The sequence below is a fragment of the [Mycobacterium] manitobense genome (genome assembly GCF_025821665.1).
GTDB lineage: Bacteria > Actinomycetota > Actinomycetes > Mycobacteriales > Mycobacteriaceae > Mycobacterium > Mycobacterium arseniciresistens.
Genome location: NZ_JACKSJ010000057.1, coordinates 1 through 560 on the forward strand (window position 1 = coordinate 1; position 560 = coordinate 560).

Genomic DNA, 560 nt, shown 5'->3' on the forward strand with positions numbered 1-560 from the left:
ACCCCGCGGGTCATGCAGGTGACCCTGCGCGCCCAGCAGCCGACCCCGCGGGTCATGCAGGTGACCCTGCGCGCCCAGCAGCCGGCGCTGGCCGATCTGCGGGTCCGCAAGGCGCTGTTCGGTCTGCTCGACGTGGACCTGCTGGCCGCCGTCGGGGCCGGATCCGACAACACCGTGACGCTGGCGCAGGCGCAGGTGCGCTCACCCTCGGACCCCGGTTACGTGCCCACCGCGCCGCCGGCGATGAGTCGGGAGGCCGCGCTGAATCTGCTCGCCGACGCCGGCTACCGGATCGAACCCATCACGCCCACGCAGCCCAGCACCCCGGGCAGTCCCGCACCGGACGAGGCCCGCGGCCAGATCGTCAAGGACGGTGAACAGCTCACGGTGGTCCTCGGGGTGGCGGCCAATGACCCGACCTCCATCGCGGTGGCCAACACCGCGGCCGATCAACTGCGCAACGTCGGCATCGCCGCGTCGGTGTCGGCGCTGGACCCGGTCATCCTGTACAGCGAAGCGATGGTGAACAATTCGGTCGACGCGGTGGTCGGCTGGCATGC

At 71.6% G+C, this 560-nt stretch carries 1 protein-coding gene; it reads left to right on the plus strand.

Going from position 1 to position 560, the window contains the following annotated elements:
- A partial coding sequence (locus H7I41_RS07340; protein WP_264011923.1) for an ABC transporter substrate-binding protein occupies positions 1 to 560 on the plus strand: 560 nt, incomplete at both ends.